General features: G+C 73.1%; 16 protein-coding genes and 2 pseudogenes. 9 read left to right on the top strand and 9 right to left on the bottom strand.

All coding sequences use genetic code 11. The features are described 5' to 3' along the window. Positions 1-13: 13 nt before the first annotated feature. A complete protein-coding gene (locus ADK64_RS41255; RefSeq protein ID WP_053667393.1) occupies positions 14-1168 on the top strand; it encodes a PP2C family protein-serine/threonine phosphatase in 1155 nt (384 codons plus the stop codon). Between the two features lie 253 nt (positions 1169-1421). Here ADK64_RS41255 and ADK64_RS41250 read toward each other — a convergent pair whose 3' ends face one another. Together ADK64_RS41250 and ADK64_RS41245 are read right to left on the bottom strand one after the other, a co-directional pair. Then, the gene (locus ADK64_RS41250) at positions 1422-1922 is read right to left on the bottom strand and encodes a hypothetical protein (protein WP_053667392.1); all 501 of its coding nucleotides are present in this window, start codon (positions 1920-1922) and stop codon (positions 1422-1424) included. Positions 1923-2099: 177 nt separating this feature from the next. Then, the gene (locus ADK64_RS41245; protein WP_053667391.1) at positions 2100-2585 is read right to left on the bottom strand and encodes an SRPBCC family protein; all 486 of its coding nucleotides are present in this window, start codon (positions 2583-2585) and stop codon (positions 2100-2102) included. Between the two features lie 217 nt (positions 2586-2802). Here ADK64_RS41245 and ADK64_RS48845 point away from each other — a divergent pair. The 3 genes and pseudogenes from ADK64_RS48845 to ADK64_RS41235 form a co-directional block, all read left to right on the top strand. Next, positions 2803-2946, top strand: a pseudogene (locus tag ADK64_RS48845) (SAM-dependent methyltransferase); the annotation flags it as partial. A gap of 55 nt (positions 2947-3001) precedes the next feature. Continuing rightward, complete coding sequence (locus ADK64_RS48840; protein WP_324614512.1) at positions 3002-3508, top strand: SAM-dependent methyltransferase; 507 nt, start codon at positions 3002-3004, stop codon at positions 3506-3508. Then, on the top strand, positions 3406-3924 hold the full coding sequence (locus ADK64_RS41235; RefSeq protein ID WP_324614511.1) for a GNAT family N-acetyltransferase: 519 nt from the start codon (positions 3406-3408) through the stop codon (positions 3922-3924). Before ADK64_RS48840 ends, ADK64_RS41235 begins: the two co-directional genes overlap by 103 nt. Here the strand turns inward: ADK64_RS41235 and ADK64_RS41230 are convergent. From ADK64_RS41230 to ADK64_RS41220, 3 genes are all read right to left on the bottom strand, one after another. Next, positions 3896-4849, bottom strand: coding sequence for an acyl-CoA desaturase (locus tag ADK64_RS41230; protein ID WP_053667388.1), 954 nt, complete (start codon positions 4847-4849; stop codon positions 3896-3898). The two genes, ADK64_RS41235 and ADK64_RS41230, sit on opposite strands and share 29 nt — an antisense overlap. Before the next feature lie 47 nt (positions 4850-4896). Further along, positions 4897-6150 (bottom strand): beta-ketoacyl-[acyl-carrier-protein] synthase family protein, encoded by a 1254-nt coding sequence (locus ADK64_RS41225; protein WP_053667387.1) that lies wholly within the window; start codon positions 6148-6150, stop codon positions 4897-4899. Positions 6151-6607: 457 nt separating this feature from the next. Further along, positions 6608-7066 carry a flavodoxin family protein gene (locus tag ADK64_RS41220; protein WP_053667386.1) on the bottom strand — a complete coding sequence of 153 codons (459 nt, stop codon included), beginning with the start codon at positions 7064-7066 and terminating at the stop codon, positions 6608-6610. A gap of 104 nt (positions 7067-7170) precedes the next feature. Between ADK64_RS41220 and ADK64_RS41215 the strand changes: the two genes are divergently transcribed. Together ADK64_RS41215 and ADK64_RS41210 are read left to right on the top strand one after the other, a co-directional pair. After that, the gene (locus tag ADK64_RS41215; RefSeq protein ID WP_234384932.1) at positions 7171-8112 is read left to right on the top strand and encodes a GNAT family N-acetyltransferase; all 942 of its coding nucleotides are present in this window, start codon (positions 7171-7173) and stop codon (positions 8110-8112) included. A gap of 23 nt (positions 8113-8135) precedes the next feature. After that, positions 8136-8297, top strand: a pseudogene (locus ADK64_RS41210) (lipoprotein); the annotation flags it as partial. Between the two features lie 68 nt (positions 8298-8365). Here ADK64_RS41210 and ADK64_RS41205 read toward each other — a convergent pair. The 3 genes from ADK64_RS41205 to ADK64_RS41200 all read right to left on the bottom strand — a co-directional run bounded on the left by ADK64_RS41205 (position 8366) and on the right by ADK64_RS41200 (position 11261). Further along, positions 8366-10270, bottom strand: a complete 1905-nt coding sequence (locus ADK64_RS41205; protein ID WP_053667384.1) for a DUF1996 domain-containing protein — start codon at positions 10268-10270, stop codon at positions 8366-8368. Positions 10271-10431: 161 nt separating this feature from the next. Further along, complete coding sequence (locus ADK64_RS46465) at positions 10432-10605, bottom strand: hypothetical protein (RefSeq protein WP_159046471.1); 174 nt, start codon at positions 10603-10605, stop codon at positions 10432-10434. 14 nt (positions 10606-10619) lie between these two features. Then, positions 10620-11261 (bottom strand): CatB-related O-acetyltransferase, encoded by a 642-nt coding sequence (locus ADK64_RS41200; protein ID WP_053667383.1) that lies wholly within the window; start codon positions 11259-11261, stop codon positions 10620-10622. Between the two features lie 326 nt (positions 11262-11587). On the opposite strand from ADK64_RS41200, the gene ADK64_RS49415 reads away from it, so the two are divergent. Continuing rightward, positions 11588-13600, top strand: coding sequence for an NlpC/P60 family protein (locus ADK64_RS49415; protein ID WP_420713117.1), 2013 nt, complete (start codon positions 11588-11590; stop codon positions 13598-13600). Positions 13601-13628: 28 nt separating this feature from the next. Here the strand turns inward: ADK64_RS49415 and ADK64_RS41190 are convergent, their stop codons facing one another. Beyond that, positions 13629-14687 carry an NAD-dependent epimerase/dehydratase family protein gene (locus ADK64_RS41190; protein ID WP_053667382.1) on the bottom strand — a complete coding sequence of 353 codons (1059 nt, stop codon included), beginning with the start codon at positions 14685-14687 and terminating at the stop codon, positions 13629-13631. Between the two features lie 293 nt (positions 14688-14980). Between ADK64_RS41190 and ADK64_RS41185 the strand changes: the two genes are divergently transcribed. Both ADK64_RS41185 and ADK64_RS41180 read left to right on the top strand, forming a co-directional pair. Beyond that, positions 14981-16345, top strand: coding sequence for an FAD-dependent oxidoreductase (locus ADK64_RS41185; protein ID WP_053667381.1), 1365 nt, complete (start codon positions 14981-14983; stop codon positions 16343-16345). Positions 16346-16770: 425 nt separating this feature from the next. Beyond that, positions 16771-17976: a hypothetical protein gene (locus tag ADK64_RS41180; protein WP_053667380.1), complete on the top strand. Its 1206-nt coding sequence runs from the start codon at positions 16771-16773 to the stop codon at positions 17974-17976. Positions 17977-17984 lie beyond the last annotated feature (8 nt).

Raw genomic sequence — 17984 nt, 5'->3', positions numbered from 1 at the left:
GCACGCTGTAGGAATGGGACCCCGGCTCAGGACAGGGGGGTCACGGCACCCGTGGCTGTCCTCACACGCCTTGCTGCTGCTCCCGGTCCTGCTCATCGTGGTGATCACGGTGGTGGACATCAAGACACCCACCAACGTGCACCTCGGCCCGGCGTTGGTGATCGCGCCCGCGCTCACGCCGTCCTTCGCCGGGCCCCGGACCACGGCGGCCGTCGGGGCGCTGGCTGTGGCGGCGCAGGTCGTCATCGGCATCATCCACGGCGGGATCAGCACCTCGAACCACGTCGTGCAGATCATCACCCTGGCGGTGCTCACCGTGCTGGTGGTGACCTACAGCGTCCTGCGCGAGCGCCGGCAGGCCCAGCTGGCCCAGGTCCGCACGATCGCCGAGGCCGCGCAGCATGTGCTGATGTGGCCGCTGCCCGAGCAGGTCGGCCCCCTGCGGATCGCCTCGCTGTACCTGGCCGCCGAGGACGAGGCGCAGATCGGCGGCGACCTGTACGCGGTGACCCAGTACGACGGCGGGGTGCGCGTCATGATCGGCGACGTGCGCGGCAAGGGCCTGTCCGCCATCGGCGAGGCCGCGCTGCTGCTCGGCGCGTTCCGGGAGAGCGCGCACCGGCACATCCCGCTCGACGAGCTGGCCGTCGTGCTGGAGCAGAGCATCGTCCGCTACGCGGCGGAGCTGGAACCGACGGAGGAGGCGGCCGAGCGGTTCGCCACCGCGCTGCTGGTGGAGATACCGGACCGGGATCCGGTGACCCGGATGACCAGCTGCGGTCATCCGCCGCCGCTGCTGCTGAGTCCCGGACACGCGGTCACGGTCCCGAGCCTGCACCCGTCACCACCGCTCGGGGTGCACAGCGGCGTCGAGCACACGCTGGACGTGTTCTCCTTCGAGCCCGGCGACACCCTGCTGCTGTACACCGACGGCGTGATGGAGGCCAGGGACGCCCGCGGCCGGTTCTACCCGCTCGGCGAGCGGGTCGTGCGCTGGACCGAGGACAGCCCCGAGGCGCTGATGCACCATCTGCGGCGCGATCTGCTCACCCATGCGGGCGGCCGGCTGAACGACGACGCCGCACTCATCGCACTGCACCGCACGGTGGTCGACCGGCGCCGGCACCACGTCCGGACCGTCGGCAGCGACGCCTTCCGGCAGCGGTGACGGCGGCCCGTACGGCAGACCGGCAAGGCCGACGACCGTGGAGGCGCTGACCGGCCGGGGGGCGACGGCGGCATCACGGACCACCCCGACCAGGTGCGGCGGATCACGGCCGAGGGCCGTGTGGGGCGTGCGCCCCGCCCCGAGTGGGGCGGGGCGGGGTCGCACGCCCCGGCCTCGGCGGACCGGCGACCGGCGTCACAGCCGGGCTCGGACCGGCGTCACAGCCGGGCTCGGACCAGCGTCAGGCCCCGGCTCAGCGGGCCGGCTTGAGGTCGGTGATCTTCAGGGTCTTCAGGTCGGACTGGACGTCGATCCGGCTGATCTCCGGGTGCTTGCCGTCGCTCCAGGTGAGCGTGACGCGGCTGGTGGCGTGCCCCGCGCCGGAACCGGTGTAGGCCACCTGCCACTTCACCGGCACGCTCTGCGCGAAGAGGATGCCGTCGGCGTGCTCCTTCTTCTCGAAGGCGGCGACCTTCTTCTGGGCGGCGGCGGTGAGGTAGAAGCCGCGCAGGGCCTTGGCGGCGGGGCCGGCCGACTTGTCGTCGGTGGCCCAGACCGCGTCGATGTAGGCACCGTAGAAGTCGGCCACGTGCTGGGCGGCGTTGCGCGGGTCGCCCTGGGCGGAGGACACGGCGGCGGCGCGAGGGGTGTGGGCCGTGCCGGTTCCGGCGAGTGCGGGCGTCACGGCGGCCAGGGTGAGTCCGCCGGTCAGGGCCACGGCGGTGAGCAGGACCTTACGATTGTGAACGGACATACGTCTCATTCCCCCGGTTAAAGTACGACCAGCCTGATCCCGGCCGTCTGCGGAGCTTAAGACCGCATTCCCCTCACGTCGGTTCCGTTTCCCGCGGCCTTTTTCCCCGCGATTGCAGGAACCCGAGGCAGCCGGAAGGTTGTGCGGAATTCCGGACCGTCTTCCGCGCCCTTTCGGTCATTCCGCCCCCGCCGAGCGCCCCGCGTCCGGTCCTTCGACGAGCCGGGCGAGCTGGTCGAGGGCCATCCGGGTGCCCAGTTCGTTGTCCTCGCGGGGGATGTCGTCGGGGACGCCCTCGTGCAGGATCTCCACGTCCGTGCCGCCGCCGGCCGGGACGAGCGTCGTCGTCATGGTCATGGTGCCGCGCACGGCGTCGTCGTCGGTCTCGAACGCGAACACCTCGACGACCAGGGCGTCGGGCACGAGCCGGGCGAAGTGACCGCGGTAGGTGTCGGTGTGCCCGCCCGACTTGCCGCGGGCGGACGCGTCCTCATAGGTGAGGGAGACCCGGAAGGTGCCGCCCTCGCGGGCGTCGAAGCCGTGGACACGGGCGGTCATGCCGGCCGGGACCCGCCAGGCCGCGATCGCGGCCGGATCGGTCAGGGCCCGGTAGACGACGTGCGGGGGCGCCTGCACGCGCCGGGAGACTCGGGTGGCGTACACGCGCCCACGCTACCGGTCCGGCCCCGGCCGGTCACTCGGAGCGCGGGCCGCACGCGAGTCATGCCATCGCCGAACATCCGCCACCGGAACGGAAGTTCACGGATCCGGGTAGATTCACCGGCACCGCGAGGCCCCCCACTCAGCACGGAGAGCCGACGTGACAGACATCGGATTCGGCCCGGAGCGGATCGACACCGGCAAGCCGCACTCCGCGCGGATGTACGACTGGTTCCTCGACGGCAAGGACCACTGTCCCGTCGACGCCGAGGCCGCGGGCGAGGTCCCGGCCCTCTTCCCCGGCGTCAAGGACACGGCCTGGGCCAACCGCGAGTTCATGCACCGGGCCGCCCGTTTCGTCGCCGGCCACGGCGTCGGCCTGTTCCTGGACGTGGGCACGGGGATGCCCACCGAGCCGAATCGGGCCCGACGAGCAGGACCCGTACGGCATCGTCCGGACCCTGCTGGAGCCGCTGGCGTCCGGCAGCCATCTGGTGCTGTCCCAGGTCGGCACCGGCTTCGACCCGGAGGTCTGGGTGCGGATCGAGGCCGTCCACCGCTCCGGCGGCACCTCGGTCCGGGCGCGCTCGCACGCCGAGGTGGTGCGGTTCTTCGACGGTCTGGAGCTGTGCGCACCGGGTGTCGTGCCGGCCACGCACTGGCATCCCGAGCCGGGCTGCGGGTGCGCGAGCAGCAGCCGGTGTTCGCGGGAGTGGCGCGCAAGTCCTGACCGCAGGGCGCGCCGGACACACCCTTCGGACATATGCTGCGAAAAGCCGTACCGAAGGGAGTGCCCGTGGCCGCTGATCCGCCGACCTCCGAACTGGCCCTGCGGCCGCTCGGTTTCGAGCATCTCGCCGCCGTCCTCGATCTCGGCCACCGGGTCTACGACACCGACGCCATGCCCTACACCGGCTGGTCGCTGACGGCTGTGGCCGGGCATCTGGACGCCCCGAACTCCGCCTGCCTGGTGACGCTGGACGGCGACCGGGTCGCCGGGTTCGTGCTCGGGTCGCTGTCGTTCGAGCAGCGCGCCGACTGGGGCTATCTGGAGTGGATCGCCGTCGACCCGGACTATCAGGGGCGCAAGGTGGCCTCACGGCTGGTGCAGGAGTGCTGTGCACGGCTCGCGGAGGCCGGGGCGGTGTGCGTGGTCACGGACGTGGAGCGGCGTAACACCGCCTCGGCCGAGCTGATGCGCCGCAACGGCTTCACGGAGCGGGCCACGGTCAGTCTGTTCGTACGTCCGCTCGCCGAGCCGGCGCCGGCCGACGGTGCCACGGCCCGCGACACCGCCGCGTCCCGCCGGCACTTCACCCGGGCGGCGGAACGGATCCGCTGAGGTCCCGGCGCCGCCCGGCCACCCGGCGCCGGTCCGGCCAGCGCACGTCGTAGGCCCAGCCGAGGCGTTCGAACCAGCGGATCAGCCGGGCGCCGGCGTCGAGTTGGCCGGTCAGTACGCCGTGCCGGGCGCTGGTGGGGTCGGCGTGGTGGAGGTTGTGCCAGGACTCGCCGAAGGACGGGAGGGCCAGCCACCACACGTTGCCCGAGCGGTCCCGGCTGCGGAAGGGGCGGGCGCCGGCCGCGTGGCAGATGGAGTTGATCGACCAGGTCACGTGGTGGACCAGGCAGATGCGGACGAGTCCGGCCCAGAACAGCGCGGTGAGCGCGCCCTGCCAGGAGCGGGTCAGGGCGCCGCCCAGCAGCGCGGGCAGGGTGAGCGAGGCGAGGACCAGGACGCCGAACCGCCGGGAGATCAGCATCAGGGTGCGGTCCCGGACGAGGTCGGGCGCGTAACTCCGGGGCGAGGCGTGCCCGGTCCCGAACAGCCAGCCGAGGTGGGCGTAGAGCATGCCCTTGGCCAGGGCTCGGGGTGAGTGGCCGTAGCGCCAGGGCGAGTGCGGGTCGCCGTCGCGGTCGGAGAACCTGTGGTGTTTGCGGTGGTCGGCGACCCAGGTGACGAGCGGTCCCTGCACGGCGAGGCTCCCGGCCAGCGCGAGCGCGATGCTGAGCGGGCGGCGCGCCTTGAACGAGCCGTGGGTGAAGTGCCGGTGGAAGCCGACGGTGACGCCGAGTCCGCTGACGAGGTAGAAGGCGACGGCGAGCGCGAGGTCGGTGGGGCCGAGGCCGTGTCGCCAGGCGAGCGGTACGGCGGCGAGGAGCGCGAGGAAGGGTACGGCGACGAACACGCCGATCATGAACTGCTCGCCGGTGGGCCAGGACCGGGCTCTGCCTGCCGGAGGGGTGGGGTGCGGGAACTCCGACAAGAGGGCGACCTTTCGGCTGGGATGCGCTTCCGGGAGAGGTGGCGGGGCTAGTCGACGGCGGTGAAGGCGAGCACGGCGTTCTGCCCGCCGAAGCCGAACGAGTTGCTGACGGCGGCGGCCATCCGCAGGGGGCGGGGCGCCTTGGCGACGACGTCCAGGTCCATGTCCGGGTCGAGGGTGTCCTGGTTGGCCGTGGGCGGGATCAGCTGGTGGCGCAGCGTGAGCACGGTGCAGGCGGCCTCGATGGCGCCGGCGCCGCCGATGGCGTGCCCGATGGTGCCCTTGACGGCGGTGACGGGTGGCGGCCGGCGGAAGACCTGGTGCAGCGCGTTGTGCTCGGCCGCGTCGCCCTGCGGGGTGCTGGTGCCGTGCGCGTTGACATGGTCGACGTCCTCGGGGGCGAGGTCCGCGTCCGCGAGGGCGGCGCGCAGGGCGCGGGCGGCGCCGTCGCCGCCGGGGTGCGGTGCGGTGACGTGGTGGGCGTCGCAGGAGGCGCCGAAGCCGGCGAGCAGGGCCTCGGGCCGTACGCCCCGGGCGCGGGCGCTCTCGGTGCGTTCCAGGACGAGGACGGCCGCTCCCTCGCCGAGGACGAAGCCGTCGCGGTCCCGGTCGAACGGGCGGGAGGCGGCCTCGGGACTGTCGCGGCGGCGCGACAGCGCGCGCATCTGGGCGAAGCAGGCGGCGGTCATCCGCAGCCGGGCCGATTCGCTGCCGCCGGCCAGGACGATGTCGCAGCAGCCGGACAGCAGCCAGTCCCGGGCCAGTCCGATCGCGCTGGTGCCGGAGGCGCAGGCGGTGCTGACGACCATGTTGGGGCCCCGCGCGCCGAGGTCGAGGGCGATCTCGGCGGCGGCCATGTTCGGCACGCTGCGCGGCAGGGCCAGCGGTGAGACGCGTTCGGGGACCTGGCCGGCGAGCCGGTCGAACTCGGCCTGCCAGCTCTGCATGGATCCGGTGCCGACCCCCATGACCACGCCGATCCGGGCCCCGTCCCAGCCGCCCGATGTGAGGCCCGCGTCGGCGACGGCCTCCCGGGCGGCGAGCAGCGCGAAGGTGGTGAACCGGTCGAGGCGGCGGGCGAGCCGGTGTCCGAGCAGACCGGCCGCGTCCAGGCCGGGCACCTGGCAGGAGAAGGCGACGGGCAGCCCGTCCAGGGCGGGGTCGGCGGTGGCGGTGGACACTCCGGCGGTCAGGCCCGTCCAGGTGGCCTTCCGCCCGATGCCCGCCGGGGTGACCAGTCCCAGTCCGGTGACGGCCACCGGGGGGCGCCGCGCGGGGCCATGTGCTGTCACGAGCTGCATGAAGGGTGATTATTCGGGCCGGAGGGGAAGGTTCCGGACCGCCGCAACTCGTTCGGCCCTGACGGAGGGTGACGCACCACCCGGATGCCTGAACCTCGGTGGTCAGCGGTCTTCGGCGGGCCGGGACACGTCCGCACCGGGGCCGAGCGTCCGTACCGCGTGCGACCGCCGTCCGCTCGCATCCGGGACTCCCTCGCTTAGGTGCCGCGCCGGTACGACGTGGTCCTCGGCGCCCGGACCACGGGGTGGCCGAGCCCGGGCGCCACCACCATGACGCGGACCGGGAGGGCGACCCGCGCTCGCCGTGGCGGTACGGCACCACCCGGCGGGCCTGCTCAGGGGGCTGTGGCACGTCCAGCCCGGCCGGTTTCGTCTGCACGCCGGTCCGCCGGGGACACATCGGTCACCGGGCGTGACCGTGCGAAGGTCACTGCGGTGGCCGCGCGCCCGGCCGCCCTCACGCGTCGGGCATCAGCCCCGCCGCGACCGTGGCCCCCAGCTCCCAGCACGCCTGTGTGTCGGCCTTGCCGGGCGCGCCGGTGACGGTCACCGGCTCGGCCGCGCGACGCCAGCCGAGGCCGGTGGTGACCGCCTCGACGGCGCGGACGGCCCCGGTGACGTCATTGCCGCCGTGGACGTAGTAGCCGAAGGGCCGGCCCCGGGTCTCGTCCAGGCAGGGGTAGTAGACCTGGTCGAAGAAGTGCTTGAGCGCGCCCGACATATAGCCCAGGTTCGCGGGTGTGCCGAGCAGATAGCCGTCGGCTTCCAGGACGTCGGAGGCGGTGGCGGCGAGGGCGGCGCGCCGGACGACGCGGACGCCCTCGATCTCCGGTGTCGTCGCGCCGGAGACCACGGCTTCGAACAGCGTCTGGCAGTGGGGCGACGGGGTGTGGTGGACGATGAGCAAGGTAGGCACACCCCGCACCCTGCCGTGCGGGCGCGGCACCTCGCAAACGGCGGGCTTCGCGGGCCGTACGGCGGGGTAGGACGCTGTGCACGCGAACGACGGGAGGTACTGCCGTGACCAGCGGGAGTGCGCGTATCTCCGAACTGCTGCCGCAGCCGTTCCCGACCGGCTACCGGTGCCGCCCCTCCACCGCCGCCGACGCCGCGTCGGTGCACGGCCTGGTCGTCGCGTGCGAGTGCGCGCTGCACGGCCGCGCGGTGACCGACGCCGACCGCGTCGCGGCCGAACTGACCCCGGCCGGTACGCAGCGGGGCGCCACCCTGCTCGTGCTCGACTCCGCCGGGGGCACCGCCGGTTGGGCCTCGGTGCGGGGGCGGCGGGCCAGGGTCGAGGTGCACCCCGGTCACCGGGGGCGGGGCCTCGGCGGTGCGCTGCTCGCCTGGACCGAGACACGGGCCCGCGAGCTGGGCAGCGACCGGCTCGCGCAGACGGTGCCCGACGCCGACCGCGCGGCCGGCGCGCTCCTGCGCTCGGGCGGGTACGCCCGGCTCGTCACCGAGTGGCTGCTGGAGATCGCGCTGCCGGACGAGCCGGAGGTGCCCGAGCCGCCGGCGGGCGTCACCGTACGGCCCTTCCGGCACGGTGACGAACAGGCCGCGTACCAGCTCACCGAGGACGCGTTCGACGAGTGGCAGCCACGGCGCAAGACGTACCCGCAATGGGCGCGGGAGACCGTCGAACGCGCCGGTTTCGCACCGGCGGCATCGCCCGTGGCCTTCGCGGGCGGGCAGATGGTCGGGGCCGTGCTGTCGCTGGATGTCCCGGAACACGACGGGGGGTACGTCGAGCGGGTCGCGGTACGACGCGATCACCGCGACCGGGGCATCGCCCGCCTGCTGCTGCGTGATGCGTTCCGCACCTTCCACCGCCGGGGAGAACCCGCCTGCACCCTGTGGACGCACTCCGGCACGGGCGCGCTGTCGCTGTACGAACGCCTCGGCATGACGGTGCGGCGCAGCTCCACGGTCTACGGCAAGCCGCTCGTCACCGAGTGACGTTCCGGGGCCGGCTGCTCCGGCACACCAGCAAGCTCCTGGAAGAGACGAAGAAGGAGACCGCCCTCGCGGTCAGCACACCCGACGGGCCGGTCGTCCTGCACCTCGGCGGCATGGACATGGAGGAGCACGAGGCGATGCGGCCGGCGTATGAACTCGCCAGGCAGACGCTGGAGTTGGCCTGACGCTCCGGTCAGCCTCCGGTCGTGGAAGGCACGGGCGGCGGTGTCCGTGACTTGGGGCGGAGACGTGGTCAGTAGGGCAGGCGCCTGGCCCGGAGGAACATGATCAGGCCGGACACGGCGAGCAGCGTGCCGAGCGCCGCGGGCCACAGGTGGGCGCCGGTCTCCGCCAAACCGCCCTGTGTCGCGGGGGGTTGGGGCTGCGTCAGGGCGGGTGGGACGGATCCGGCGGTGGTCCGGGACGGCTGCGCGGACTCGGCGGGGGCGGTCGGGGACGACGGGCGGCCAGCCTGTGTGGTGGGGGCGGCCGGGGGCGACGCCGGGGGCGCGGACTTGCCCCGCCCGGCACGGGCGGTGGCCCGCGCACTCGGTGCGCCCGGCTCGGTGGGCTCGGTCGGCTCGGTGGGCCGGCCACTGCGGGCAGGCTCGGTCGTCGTGCCGGTGGGCGCGTGGGCCGTCGTACCGGTCGTCGCCTCGGTCCTCGGCGGCTCGCCCGGGGAGGTCGTCGTACGGGCGCCGGAACTCGCCGTCGGCGCGGGCGTCATACCGGAGGCGCCGCCGCCGGGGCCGCAGACGCGGCCGGAGTTGATGCAGTCGACCATCTCCCGCATCAGGTCGTCGTCGAAGACGTCGATGAAGTCGCCGTGGTCGGTGACGGGCTTGTGCAGCTGCTCGGGGAAGGAGTCCACCGCGAAGAGCGGGACGGTACGGCCTGCGTCCTCGAGGCTCGGCGCGGGGACGTCGTAGACAATGCGCTGGACCAGTTGCGGAATGGGGCGGAAGCCCGCCGGGCAGGAGCCGTCGGGCGCGGTGAAGGCCACGTGGGTACGGTGGTTGGCGCTGTCGATGTTGCGGCCGTCCCAGCAGCTCTGGAACCGGAAGGTGCGTACGACGTCGCTGCCCGGCGGGCACAGCGGGTACTTGTCCTTCAGTTGCCGGTCCTCGTAACCGGTGCAGCTCCAGGAGGCGTTGGCGTTGCCGGGGCCGTTGACGAAGGCCTTGGCGTCGCCGGTGATGATGCGCAGCAGCCGGGGCATGGCGGTGACCTTCCCGCGCGGGTTGCCCACGAACGTCAGCGTGACCTGCTCGGGCGTGACGATCTGGCCCGCGTTGCCCTCCGTACCGCCGCCGGGGGATCCGGCGTCCCGCTCCTGTGTGCCGTTCTGCTCGCGCAGCACCGGCCAGTAGTAGGAGGACTTGTCGCCCCGGTCCACGCAGCTCGTGCCGGCCTTCGCCAGGTCGTCGTCACTGGCGAAGGCGTTGTTGCCCTGGTTGCCGACGTAGTCGTGGACGTGGTGGGCGCCGTTGGAGACGCCGGGCGCGACGATGACGTTGTCGGAGTTGAACAGACCGTTCGCGTTGACACCGCAGTCGGAGGTGAACGTGCCGCGCGAGGCGTCGGCCTGCTGAGGCGGGTTCGGCAGGCCGGGCTCCACGGACGTGATGTCCGCGTAGTCGGAGACGACGGGTCCGTTGCCGCCCTGACCGGCGCCGTTGACCGGCTGGGACGCGGCGCTCGGGGCGGTGCTCGCCCGACCGGCCCCGCCGGTGCTGCCGTCGCCGGGGCGGAGGGTGCAGGCGGCGAGGGCGTCCAGGCCCTGCGGACGGCCTCCCGCCCGGTCGAGGGCGTCGGTGATCCGGCCGATGGCCGCCGACCGCTTCTCCTCCAAAGGGTTCATGATCGTGGCGTCGGCGGTGCCGGAGTCCCGGCCCGCGGCCGGCGCCGACTGCTGGAGCTGCCGGTAGGCGGCAGCCGTCTGCCGGTCCAGCAGGGCGAGTTCGCGGTCCACGTCGGGGCGGGCCGCGTCCGGTACGGCGGTCAGACGGCTGCCTACGTCGGGGCAGTCGATCGTCGCCCTGCCCGCGGACAGGACGTGTCCGGTGACGTCGGTGGCGTTCGTGCCGGACCCGTCACCCCAGCCCTCGGTCGCCGAGGCGTAGACGTTGGCCACGACGAGTCCGGCGCCGCCCAGCATCAGGGCGACCGCTGCGAAGGTCGCGCGTCGTGCGCCGGTCGGGCGTCTGCGCCTGTTGCGTGCCAAGGTCGTCCTCTGTCCGTTCTGTTCACCGGGCCGGGCATGGAGCTCCCCCGTCTCATACGCAGGACGGCGGCGCCGTGTTCAACAGGATCGCGAATTCACCGGGATCCCACAGCCGACGGGGCCTCGATGAGGTCGGCCACCGTCGGGTCGTCGGCGCGGGCCACCCGGTGAGCAGGGGCCACCGGTCCGCCGACGACCGCGGTGCCCGGCAGGACGTGGCCGACGACGGGGAGGTCCGCCGTCGCGATGTGGGCGCGACGACGGGACACGGAAACCCACTCGGTCAGGTCTGCGGGGCTGCGGCTTCCAGGTCGGCGATGCTGCCCGACATGATCGTCCGCACGTGCTCGGTGATGTGCTCCGCGGGCCAGTCCCACCAGGCCACCGCCAGCAGCCGGGCGATGTCCTGGTCCTGGTAGCGGGTGCGGATGAGGCGGGCCGGGTTGCCGCCGACGATGCCGAAGTCGGGCACGTCGGCGGTGACCACGGCCCCGGTGGCGATGATCGCGCCGTGTCCGATCCGTACGCCGGGCATGACCGTCGTGCCGTGGCCGAACCAGACGTCGTTGCCGACGACGGTGTCCCCGCGGTTGGGCAGGCCGGTGAGCAGGTCGAAGTGCGCGGCCCAGGAGCCGCCCAGGGTGGGGAAGGGGAAGGTCGAGGGGCCGTCCATACGGTGGTTGGCGCCGTTCATGATGAACCGCACGCCCGTGCCCAGCGCGCAGAACTTGCCGATGATCAGCTTCTCCGGCCCGTAGTGGTAGAGCACGTTGCGTGTCTCGAAGGCGGTCGCATCGTCCGGGTCGTCGTAGTACGAGTACTCCCCGACCTCGATCAGCGGGGACTTCACCAGCGGCTTGAGCAGCACCACCCGGGGCTGCCCGGGCATCGGGTGGAGGATCGTCGGGTCGGCAGGCTCAGGCATGCGAAGGAATTCCTCATCGTCGGCGGATCCGCGTCCGGTCCATGATCGCGGCATCGCACCGTTCCGGGGCACCCGTTGGCCGCCCGCGCAGGGGAGTTGGACCGCCGGGTCGTTCAGGAGGAAGAGCCGCTCCAGCCCGCCGCCCGGCCCCTCGCCGCCCCTTCCCTCTCGCACGTCACTACGAACATCACAATTACGTATCGGACATTCCGCGCCCCATCCTTCACACGAGGTACACACCTTGGCTAGGTTGACGCGAGGCCGCCCGGTTCAGCCGGACGAAACGGCCCAACTGCCCTGCGGGGCAAGGAAGGAGCACCTCTTCCATGGCGCCGGAGAGCCGCGACGAGGTTCGGCAGCGGATCGCATCCCTCTACGACCAGGCCGAGAACGCGACCGGGAACTACAACGCGACCCGGGCCATGGCGGCGACGCGCTCACGGGGCGTTCCGCTGGCCAAGCGGTCGGGCCGGCGGCCGGACCCCGAGCTGGACGAGATCACTCGGCAGTGGTTCGAGGCGGCACGCGCCAGGCGCGGCCCGACGGTCCCCGCCGTACTCCCCGCCGACCGGCTGCCGGCCCCTCCGGCACCTCCCGCGAGTTCCCGGGACCGGATCGGGGGCGGCGAACGCGACGCCCTGGGTACGAGCGCGTCCGCCCGGCGGCCCCGGGCGCTGGAGCGGGGCGCGGACCGCGCGGTGGCCGAGCTGACGGCGGGCGGCTCCGCGTCGGAGACGACAGGTCGCCGACCTCGTGCCGAGCCGGACAGTGGACGCACGGCACTGCCGGGTCCTCGACGCGCCGAACTCCCGGCTGCGACAACGGATTCGGCCGGGCCGGGCCGGGCGGAACCGTTCGACGGCCCGAGCGCACCGGAGCCGACGCCGCCCGGCATCGTGGACGCCTTCTTGCCGGCCCCTGATTCCCGGGGGTTGGCGGCCTTGATGGTGCCGGGTGGGCAAGGGACAGCCGCCTTGATGGTGCCGGGTGGGCAAGGGACAGCCGCCTTGATGGTGCCGGGTGGGCAAGGGACGGCGACTGTCATGCCACCAGGTGGGCAGGAGGCGACAGCCCTGATGCCGCTCGGCGGGCAGGCAGCGGCGACCCTGATGGCGCCCGGCGGGCAGGAGGCAGCGGCGCTGATGACCCCGGGTGCGCAAGGAGCACCGTCCGGCCGAGGTCCCGTCCAGACGGCCGTCCTGCCGGTCACCGCACCGCCCCCCGCTCAGGGCACGCCGTACCGGCAGTCCACGATTCCGCCCGGCGCCGGCGTGCCCGGCCGCCCCTCCCCCGGCGCATCGAAGGCGGACAACCAGCGCAAGCTCGCCGCCGCGAGCGACACCCTCTCCCTGTACACGGCCCAGCTCATGACGCCGGCCGCGCCCGCACAGGCCGTTGGGGGCGCCGGGGCGGAGCAGTCGTCTTCTCTGCCGGGTCTCGCGCCGTGGGGGCGGACGGGTGTGGTCCAGGCGGAGCAGACGGGAACCGCCCGGGTCACGCAGGCCGACGCGGCGACGGATGGTCGGGCAACCGGTCAGTGGCAGCAGCCGCAGTGGGTGGCGCCCGTAGCGCCGGCGGCACCGTCAGCGGCGCCGGTGGGGGACCTCGGGCCGGGCGACATCGGCCCCTTCCCGTCCCGGACGATCCCCGCACCCGTCACGGACATCGGCTCGCACGTGTACTCCGCCGACGCCTCACCGACCGACACCGGCTCGCCCGCACACCCCTCCGGCACCCCCCTGACCGAGACGGGCTCGCCCGCATACCCCACCAGCACCCCCCTGACCGACACGGGCTCGCCCGCACACACCACCAGCACCCCACCGACCGACACCGGCTCCTTCTCGCCCCTCGGCTCGGCCACGGCCGTCACTGAGGACCCCCTCCTGCCCCTGGGCACCACTCCTGCCACCACCGACACGGGCGCCTTCGCCGTACCGGCACCCCCGCCCCCCAGCTGGACCCCCGGGGCATCCCGGGGCCTGCGGGCCGCCAAGGCCATCGCGTTCGCTCGGGCACAGATCGGGAAGCCGTGTGTGTGGGGTGCGACCGGGCCGGACTCGTACGACTGCTCCAGCCTGACGCAGGCGGCCTGGAAGGCTGCCGGGGTCACGGTGCCGCGTGCCGCGCACGAGCAGGCGCTCGCCGGCGCCCCGGTCACGCTCGCCGGTGCCGAGCCCGGTGATCTCGTCCTCTTCTTCGACGACGACCGGCATGTGGGGCTGCATGTCGGCGGCGGCATGATGGTGCACGCGCCGGGCCCGGGGTCCACGATCCGTGAGGAGTCGATCTACGGTGCCGGGGAATCGGCGATCCACCGGATCGTGCGGCCCGCGTGACGTGCCCCGTCCGCCGGCCGGGTCCGGGTCAGCCCCTGCGCCGATGCGCGCGCCGGCTCGCGTAGTGGTCGAGCAGGGTCTCCTCCATCGGCCGGTAGGTGAGGCCCAGTTCGTCGATGCCGCGGCGGTTGTCGACGCGGAAGCGGATGCCGAGATGCTTGCGGATGTAGTCCTGGGTGAGACCGAAGGCGGGGCCGAGGACGCGTACCGGCCAGTGCGGCAGCCTGGTGCTCGGCAGCCGCAGGTCACGGGGGTGGTGGGCGCGGACGACGCGGGACATCTCGTGGAACGACGCCATCGTCTCGGCGGCCACGATGTAACGGCCCCTGGCCGCCGGGTTCTCCGCCGCCGCGATGTGCGCGTCGGCCACGTCCCGGACGTCCGCCGTGGTGAAACTGAAGTCCGGTGCGCCGTAGCAGAAGTAGCCCCGGAACAGCTCGTCGAGCAGGAAGAGGCTGCCCGAGTCGGACGCGGGGGTGAACGAAGGGCCCAGGACCAGCCCCGGGTTGACCGACACCATGCGCCAGCGGCCCTGAGCGGCCTCCGCCTCCCAGGCGACGCGTTCCGCAAGGGTCTTGGCGTAGTGGTAGGGGTTGTTCGCGACCGTGCTGGTGCTGTTGAAGTAGCGTTCCGACAGGACCTGGCCCTCCATCGCGAGCACGTCGGCGTAGTCGCCGAAGATCGCGCCGACGGTCGAGGTGAACACCAGGGTCCGTATCTCCGTGGTCCGCTCGATGCCCGCCAGGACGTTACGGGTGCCGAGCAGCGCCGGGTCCACGACGTCCCGTCGGCCGTCCCGGATGCGCTCCGGCATCAGGAAGGGCGAGGCCACGTGGAAGACGGTCGCACAGCCCTGGAAGGCCCTGTCGAACGAGCCCTCCTTCAGCAAGTCGGCCTCAAGGAGCGACAGTTGACCGGGGAACGCCTCCTGAAGCTCCCACAGCGGGCGGACCTTGCGGACGTCGGCGGCACTGCGCACCGTCGTACGCACCCGGTAGCCGCGCTCCAGCAGTCGTCGTACCAGGTGGCTGCCGACGAAGCCGCTGCCGCCCGTCACCGCCACGGTCGTCCCCGCGCGTCCGCCCACGCTTCTTCACCCCTCGCCCCTCGCCGCCGTCCGGCACCGTTCGGTGCGTCGAGGACAGGGTCGGGCATGGGCCACCCTCAGGGAACCACCCCGAAGGAACCGACCCGAGGGCGGCGAGCCGAGGGAACCGGCTCCAGAGCGGGCAGTGCCCCCCGGCACTCCATAAGGCCATCCTGGGCAAGTCATAAGATCGCCTTATGGGGTCATAGACGGGACCCCCGTACTAACTTAGGTCTGCCTTAGTTTAGGCTTCCCCATCGAGCCGCCTGTCCACGTTCGAAGGGAACCTGATCATGCCGCGCCCCCTGCGGGTAGCCATCGTCGGTGCCGGTCCCGCCGGGATCTACGCCGCCGACGCCCTGCTCAAGTCCGAGGTGGCCGCCGACCCCGGCGTGTCCATCGACCTCTTCGAGCGGATGCCCGCACCGTTCGGCCTGATCCGGTACGGCGTCGCCCCCGACCACCCGCGCATCAAGGGCATCATCACCGCCCTGCACCAGGTCCTCGACAAGCCGCAGATCCGCGTCTTCGGTAACGTCGACTACCCGTCCGACATCAGCCTGGACGACCTGCGCGACTTCTACGACGCGGTGATCTTCTCCACCGGCGCCATGGCCGACCGCGAGCTGTCGATCCCCGGCATCGAGCTGGACGGCTCCTACGGCGCCGCCGACTTCGTCTCCTGGTACGACGGCCACCCGGACGTGCCGCGCACCTGGCCGCTCCAGGCCGAGAAGGTCGCCGTGCTCGGCGTCGGCAACGTCGCCCTCGACGTCGCCCGCGTCCTCGCCAAGACCGCCGACGAGCTGCTGCCGACCGAGATACCGCCGAACGTCTACGACGGCCTGAAGGCGAACAAGGCCCTGGAGGTCCACGTCTTCGGCCGCCGGGGCCCGGCCCAGGCGAAGTTCAGCCCGATGGAACTGCGCGAGCTGGACCACTCCCCCAACATCGAGGTCATCGTCGACCCCGAGGACATCGACTACGACGAGGGCTCGATCGAGACCCGGCGCGGCAACAAGCAGGCCGACATGGTCGCCAAGACGCTGGAGAACTGGGCGATCCGCGACGTCGGCAACCGGCCGCACAAGCTGTTCCTGCACTTCTTCGAGTCCCCCACGGAGATCCTCGGCGCGGACGGCGAGGTCGTCGGCCTGCGCACCGAGCGCACCGCCCTCGACGGCACCGGCAACGTCAAGGGAACCGGCGAGTTCAAGGACTGGGACGTCACGGCGGTCTACCGCGCGGTCGGCTACCTCTCCGAGAAGCTGCCCAAGCTGCCCTGGGACATCGACTCGGGCACCGTCCCGGACGAGGGCGGCCGGGTCATCGAGGAGGGCGGCACCCACCTGCAGTCCACGTACGTCACCGGCTGGATCCGGCGCGGCCCCGTCGGTCTGATCGGCCACACCAAGGGCGACGCCAACGAGACCGTCGCCAACCTGCTGGCCGACCACGCGGGCGGCCGCCTGCACACCCCGTCCTCGCCCGAGCCGGACGCCGTCGACGCCTTCCTCGCCGAGCGCGAGATCCGCTTCACCACCTGGGAGGGCTGGTACAAGCTGGACGCCGCCGAGCGGGCGCTGGGCGAGCCGCAGGGCCGCGAGCGCGTGAAGCTCGTGGAGCGCGAGGACATGCTGCGGGAGAGCGGGGCGTAAGTCCCGGATCCTAGGGAGCGAGGGGGTCGGCGCCGCGGCGCCGACCCCCTCGCTCCCTAGGAAGACACTCCGTAGGAAGACACTCCGTCCGGCGCGGGGCCGCGACCGTCGCACGCTCACCGGTGACGGCGGCCACGCGCGCGTGCCGCGCGCGACACGAACCCGCAGGAGCGGGGTCCGCCCCAAGCGGATGGGTGGGCGGGCCCCGCTCGCCCACCCATTGTGGGCGCCGCAGGAGGGCCCGGCCACGTGCGCGCGGCGGTCACCCGACGCGTTTTCCCCACGCACCCCGTGTGTACGGCGCACACCACGCGCGCGGGCGCGTGCACCCGCGGACACGCGCCGTCTCCCGGCCCCCGACGACGTGTTTCCCCGCCGAGCGGTGATACTGGGAAGCTCACCCGCCCTCATCAGCAGATTGACTCATGTCGAACTCCGCCACCGACCGCGCCGCCTTCCCGCAGACTCTCTGGGCGGTCCGCGGTCACCACACCGGTCCCTGCCCCGACGAGGTCGTCCGGCGCACCCTGCGCCGGCACCAGGAGAGCGGGGACATCGACGACTTCGCCGAACCGCGCGTACCCGAGGACGCGAGCGGACGGATCTTCGAGGCACGCTGGCGGGCCGACGGCACGGTGACCGTGCGGGCCCGGCTCACCCTCGTACCGGCCGAGGGCCGGCCGAAGGGCCACGAGTGGCGCATCGTCGCGGAGGCGGAGCGGCCCTGGGACGAGACCTGGCCCTCGCCCGCGACCCTGTTCTGGCCCGAGCGCGGGACCGGTGAGGGCGACGACGGCTCCTGGGACCAGCACGCCACGGTCACCGGTCTGCGCCTGCGGCAGGTCAACGCGCTGCCCGCGGACGACAAGGAAATGCGCCGCCGGCTGCGGGACGCGGCCCGTGAGGGATGGTGCGTCAACGTCGTCGTGCACGAGGCGATGACCCCGGACGAGCAGGGCCGGCTGCCGTTGGCCCGGCTGCTGCCGCCCGGCCTGCGGCACCGCGTGGTGGAGCACCGGGCCGCCCCGCACCAGTTCCGCGCCGTCAACTGGGCGCTGAAGGCCCTCGGTGTCGAGGTGCCGCGCGGCGGCGCCGTGCTGCTGCCGCCGGACCCGGCACCGGAGGGCTACGACGGCCGGGAGCACCGGGTGCGCAGCGTCTTCCTGGACGGTTCCCAGCCGACCGAACTCCTCGCGGCCCTGCGGCACTTCGCCGCCCAGGCCCGGCCCCTGCCGCACGGGGCCGAGGAGGCGCTGAGCGACCTGCGCGAGAACTGGACCCTGATGACTCTCCGGGAGGAACTGGAGCGCGAACGGCAGCTGTCCGCCCGGTACGCCGAGGCGCTGGAGGCGATGACGAAGTCCCGGGACCTGTACAAGGACGCGGCCGAGCAGGCCCTCGCGGCCCTGGCCGCCTACCGTGACGTCCCCGCGCCCGCCCTGCCGCAGCAGCAGCGTCCCGCGTCCCGGACACCGGGCGCGCTCCAGCAGCTGACGCGGACGTTCGAACGGCTGAGGCTGACGGCCAAGGGCCCGCGGCAGCAGTCACCCGATACGGATTCGGATACGGGCACTGGCACTGGCACTGGCACTGGCACTGATACGGGTACGGGTACGGACCAGAAGTCGTAACCCTCCCT

The organism is Streptomyces sp. MMG1121, assembly GCF_001280015.1.
In the GTDB taxonomy this organism is placed as follows: domain Bacteria; phylum Actinomycetota; class Actinomycetes; order Streptomycetales; family Streptomycetaceae; genus Streptomyces.
Note: the sequence above shows the minus strand (reverse complement) of the source record. Positions and strands in the feature narration are given on the sequence as shown.